Annotated in this window: 4 protein-coding genes; 3 read left to right on the top strand and 1 reads right to left on the bottom strand. The window is 51.4% G+C overall.

Annotated features, from left to right (window positions below):
- Positions 1-732: outer membrane protein assembly factor BamD (bamD, locus tag FDX03_RS19460; RefSeq protein WP_137346453.1), on the bottom strand; the 732-nt coding region annotated here is incomplete at its 3' end.
- A gap of 131 nt (positions 733-863) precedes the next feature.
- Between bamD and rluD the strand changes: the two genes are divergently transcribed.
- The 3 genes from rluD (at position 864) to clpB (ending at position 5275) form a co-directional block, all read left to right on the top strand.
- Complete coding sequence (gene rluD / locus FDX03_RS19465; protein ID WP_005130415.1) at positions 864-1844, top strand: 23S rRNA pseudouridine(1911/1915/1917) synthase RluD; 981 nt, start codon at positions 864-866, stop codon at positions 1842-1844.
- Positions 1841-2572: a purine nucleoside phosphorylase YfiH gene (yfiH, locus tag FDX03_RS19470; RefSeq protein WP_048212932.1), complete on the top strand. Its 732-nt coding sequence runs from the start codon at positions 1841-1843 to the stop codon at positions 2570-2572. The genes rluD and yfiH overlap by 4 nt, the downstream gene beginning before the upstream one ends.
- 129 nt (positions 2573-2701) lie before the next feature.
- On the top strand, positions 2702-5275 hold the full coding sequence (clpB, locus tag FDX03_RS19475) for an ATP-dependent chaperone ClpB (protein ID WP_121584936.1): 2574 nt from the start codon (positions 2702-2704) through the stop codon (positions 5273-5275).
- Positions 5276-5441: the final 166 nt, after the last annotated feature.

The raw sequence follows: 5441 nt of genomic DNA on the forward strand, positions 1-5441 counted from the left end.
ATTGCTGCTGTTAGCGGCAATGATTTTCGCTACTTTTTCTGCCTGGGCATTCATCTGCATTTGGCGATAAGCGTTTTCCATCAACGGCAGGGCATCACGCGTTGCCTGGGTATCCGGATAGTCACGCAGCATACCTTCCACACGGTTCACGACTGCAACCCATGCGCCACGGGCGGTATAGTACTCAGCAACAGAGTATTCATACTTCGCCAGACGATCTTTCAGGAACACCAGACGCTTCGTGGCATCGGTTGTGTACTGGCTGTTCGGATAACCACGTACCAGTTTGGAAAAGTCATTAAACGCAGCTCGGGCGTGCTGTGGATCGCGATCGCTACGATCGACGCCAAAGAATCCTTGCAGCGCGCTATCGTCCAGCGCCATATTGGTCAGGCCACGCATGTACATGACATAATCAATGTTCGGGTGAGTCGGGTTCAGACGAATAAAACGATCGATGGCAGCCTGAGCAAGTGGCAGATCGGCGTTTTTATAGTAGGCGTAGATGAGATCTAATTGCACCTGCTGAGAATACGGTCCAAATGGATAGCGGTTATCCAACGCTTCCAATTGCGTTATTGCCTGTTTCCAGTTACCGTCCTGCAGCTTTTGCTGAGCAGTCGCGTAGATTTCATTTGGCGGATTATCGGGCACCTCTTCCTTTGAACCAGAGCAACCCGCCAAAAACAGGCTCAACGTGGCTGCTGCCACCAGATATTTCATGCGCGTCATGACGTTTTGACTTTCCTCAAAATGTAATACGGGAGATTCTCTGTTCCTGCTCCCGGTTAAGACCAGCTACAATAGCACACTATATTAAACGGCAAAGCCGTAAAACCCAACGTTAAACGAAGAAGCAGTTTATGGCACAACGAGTAGAACTCACCGCAACAGTCTCCGAAAATCAGCTTGGTCAACGCTTAGATCAGGCTTTGGCCGAATTGTTCCCTGATTATTCGCGATCGCGCATAAAAGAATGGATCCTCGACCAGCGCGTACTGGTAAATGGCAATCTTTGCGATAAGCCGAAAGAAAAAGTGTTAGGTGGAGAGCGTGTCTCCATCAATGCTGAAATTGATGAAGAGGTTCGTTTTGAAGCTCAGGATATCCCGCTGGATATCGTTTATGAAGATGACGACATTCTTGTCATCAACAAACCTCGTGACCTGGTGGTACATCCGGGCGCAGGTAATCCTGATGGTACGGTATTGAATGCGTTGTTGCATTACTACCCGCCAATCGCGGATGTTCCTCGTGCCGGTATCGTACACCGTCTGGATAAAGACACAACCGGACTTATGGTTGTGGCAAAAACTGTCCCGGCGCAAACGCGCCTGGTCGAGTCATTGCAGCTGCGCGAAATCACTCGTGAGTATGAAGCCGTGGCGATTGGCCATATGACAGCGGGCGGTACAGTCGAAGAACCGATCAGCCGTCATCCAACCAAACGTACGCATATGTCAGTGCATCCAATGGGGAAACCTGCGGTAACGCACTATCGCATTATGGAGCATTTCCGTGTGCACACGCGTCTGCGGTTGCGTCTGGAAACCGGACGTACGCACCAGATCCGCGTGCACATGGCGCATATCACCCATCCGCTGGTGGGCGACCAGGTCTACGGTGGTCGTCCGCGTCCACCGAAAGGCGCTTCTGACGAGTTTATCTCCGTGCTGCGTAAGTTTGACCGTCAGGCGCTGCACGCGACCATGTTGCGTTTGTATCACCCGATTTCCGGTATTGAGATGGAATGGCATGCGCCGATTCCGCAAGATATGGTGGAGCTTATCGAAGTGATGCGCGCTGATTTCGAAGAGCATAAGGATGATGTTGCCTGGCTATGAGTAAGCTAATTGTCCCGCAGTGGCCGATACCTCAGGGTGTCGCGGCCTGTAGTTCTACCCGCATTGGCGGCGTCAGTCTGTCGCCCTATGATTCGCTTAACCTGGGTGCCCATTGTGGTGATAACCCGGAGCATGTGGAAGAGAACCGCAAGCGGCTGTTTGCTGCGGGCAATCTGCCTTCGAAACCCGTCTGGCTTGAACAGGTACATGGTAAAGACGTCCTGAAATTGAGCGGCGGGCCATACTTATCTAAACGTGCAGATGCGTCCTACAGTAATACGCCGGGCACCGTATGTGCGGTGATGACGGCGGACTGTCTGCCGGTGCTGTTTTGTAATCGTGCTGGAACAGAGGTGGCGGCGGCCCATGCGGGCTGGCGCGGGTTATGTGAAGGTGTGCTGGAAGAAACGGTGGCGTGCTTTGGCGATAAACCGGAAAACATTATTGCCTGGTTAGGACCGGCGATTGGCCCGGACGCGTTTGAAGTGGGAGCAGAAGTCCGCGAAGCGTTTATGGCAAAAGATCCGCACGCTGACAGTGCATTTGTGCCGCGTGGTGAAAAATATCTGGCGGATATCTACCAGCTTGCGCGCCAGCGTCTGGCAAATGTGGGGGTTGAGAACGTCTACGGTGGTGACCATTGCACCTTCAGCGAAAGTGAGACGTTCTTCTCTTATCGTCGCGACAATACCACGGGTCGTATGGCAAGTTTTATTTGGCTGATATAACCTAAAGAATCAAGACGATCCGGTACGTGTAATTTTCTTTTCACATAATTCAGGTCATTCACCTTGAATAATTGAGGGATGACCTCATTTAATCTCCAGTAGCAATTTTGACCTGTTATGGGAGGAGTTATGCGTCTGGATCGTCTTACCAATAAATTCCAGCTTGCTCTTGCCGATGCCCAGTCACTCGCATTGGGGCACGACAATCAATTCATCGAACCACTTCATCTAATGAGCGCCTTGCTGAATCAGGAAGGGGGATCGGTTCGTCCTTTGTTAACGTCCGCTGGCATTAATGCTGGCCAGTTACGCACAGCGATTGACCAGGCGTTGAGCCGCTTGCCGCAGGTAGAAGGTACCGGTGGTGATGTGCAGCCTTCTCAGGAACTGGTGCGTGTACTGAATCTTTGCGACAAGCTGGCGCAAAAACGTGGGGACAACTTTATTTCGTCAGAACTGTTCGTTCTGGCGGCGCTTGAGTCACGCGGTACGCTGACCGATTTATTAAAATCAGCTGGAGCGACAACCGCCAATATCACTCAGGCAATTGAACAAATGCGTGGAGGTGAAAGCGTGAATGACCAGGGGGCTGAAGACCAACGTCAGGCCTTGAAAAAATATACCGTCGACCTGACCGAACGCGCCGAACAAGGCAAACTCGATCCGGTTATTGGTCGTGATGAAGAAATTCGCCGCACTATTCAGGTGCTGCAACGTCGTACTAAAAATAACCCGGTTTTGATCGGTGAGCCAGGTGTTGGTAAAACCGCTATCGTCGAAGGGCTGGCACAGCGAATCATTAACGGTGAAGTACCTGAAGGGTTAAAAGGTCGTCGCGTGCTGGCGCTGGATATGGGCGCGCTGGTGGCCGGGGCGAAGTATCGCGGTGAATTTGAAGAACGTTTAAAAGGTGTGCTCAACGATCTCTCGAAACAGGAAGGCAACGTCATTCTGTTCATCGATGAGTTGCATACAATGGTCGGTGCAGGTAAAGCCGATGGCGCGATGGACGCCGGCAACATGTTGAAACCAGCGCTGGCGCGCGGGGAGCTGCACTGCGTAGGGGCCACCACGCTTGATGAATATCGCCAGTATATCGAAAAAGATGCGGCGCTGGAACGTCGTTTCCAGAAAGTGTTTGTGGCTGAGCCATCAGTAGAAGACACCATCGCCATTTTGCGTGGACTGAAAGAACGTTACGAGCTGCACCACCATGTACAGATTACTGACCCGGCAATTGTTGCGGCAGCTACGCTGTCTCACCGCTATATTGCCGATCGTCAGTTGCCGGATAAAGCTATAGACCTCATTGACGAAGCGGCATCCAGCATTCGTATGCAGATTGACTCCAAACCGGAGGAACTCGACAGACTCGACCGTCGTATTATCCAGCTCAAACTGGAACAGCAGGCGTTAATGAAAGAGTCTGATGAGGCGAGCAAAAAACGTCTTGATATGCTTAATGAAGAGCTGGACGACAAAGAGCGCCAGTACTCTGAGTTAGAAGAAGAGTGGAAAGCTGAAAAAGCGTCCCTCTCCGGCACGCAAACCATCAAGGCAGAGCTGGAACAGGCAAAAATCGCTATCGAACAGGCGCGTCGTGTCGGCGACCTGGCGCGCATGTCCGAGCTGCAGTACGGCAAAATTCCGGAACTGGAAAAACAGCTGGAAGCAGCCACCCAGTCTGAAGGCAAAACCATGCGTCTGCTGCGTAATAAAGTGACGGATGCAGAAATTGCAGAAGTGTTGGCGCGCTGGACCGGGATCCCGGTGGCTCGTATGTTGGAAGGCGAGCGGGAAAAATTATTGCGGATGGAACAGGATCTGCACAGCCGCGTGATTGGCCAGAACGAAGCGGTAGAAGCGGTATCTAATGCCATCCGCCGTAGCCGTGCGGGTTTGTCCGATCCGAATCGTCCGATTGGTTCATTCCTGTTCCTTGGCCCAACCGGTGTCGGTAAAACCGAACTGTGTAAGGCGCTGGCTAATTTTATGTTCGACAGCGACGACGCGATGGTGCGTATCGATATGTCCGAGTTTATGGAGAAACATTCTGTCTCTCGTCTGGTCGGGGCGCCTCCGGGATATGTCGGTTATGAAGAAGGTGGGTATCTGACGGAAGCGGTACGCCGTCGTCCTTACTCTGTCATTCTGCTGGATGAAGTGGAAAAAGCGCATCCGGATGTATTTAACATTCTGTTGCAGGTGCTTGACGATGGTCGTTTGACTGACGGGCAGGGGAGAACGGTCGATTTCCGTAATACGGTTGTCATCATGACCTCGAACCTTGGCTCTGATCTGATTCAGGAACGCTTCGGTGAGCTGGATTATGGTCACATGAAGGATATGGTGCTGGGCGTCGTGAGCCAGAACTTCCGCCCGGAATTCATCAACCGTATAGATGAGGTTGTTGTATTCCATCCATTGGGTGAGAAACACATTGCTTCTATTGCTCAGATCCAACTGCAGCGTCTGTATAAACGTCTGGAAGAGCGTGGCTATGAAATTCACATCTCTGACGAGGCGCTTAAACTGCTGAGCGCGAATGGTTACGATCCGGTATATGGTGCACGTCCATTGAAACGTGCTATCCAGCAGCAGATCGAAAACCCGCTGGCGCAGCAAATCCTGTCTGGTGAGCTGATTCCAGGCAAAACGATTCGTCTGGAAGTGAATGACGATCGCATTGTGGCAGTGCAGTAAGTCACAAAACCTCAATAAACGGGCCCTGCGGGGCTCGTTTTTGTTTAATAACCAGGCAAGAATAGAGCTGTTGATTAAAAAGTAATCGCTTGATAAGTTTTTTGTATTTTTAACTTGTCAGTCTGAAATAACTCCCTATAATGCGCCTCCACTGACACGGAACAAC

The organism is Citrobacter sp. wls827 (assembly GCF_005280875.1).
GTDB lineage: Bacteria > Pseudomonadota > Gammaproteobacteria > Enterobacterales > Enterobacteriaceae > Citrobacter > Citrobacter youngae.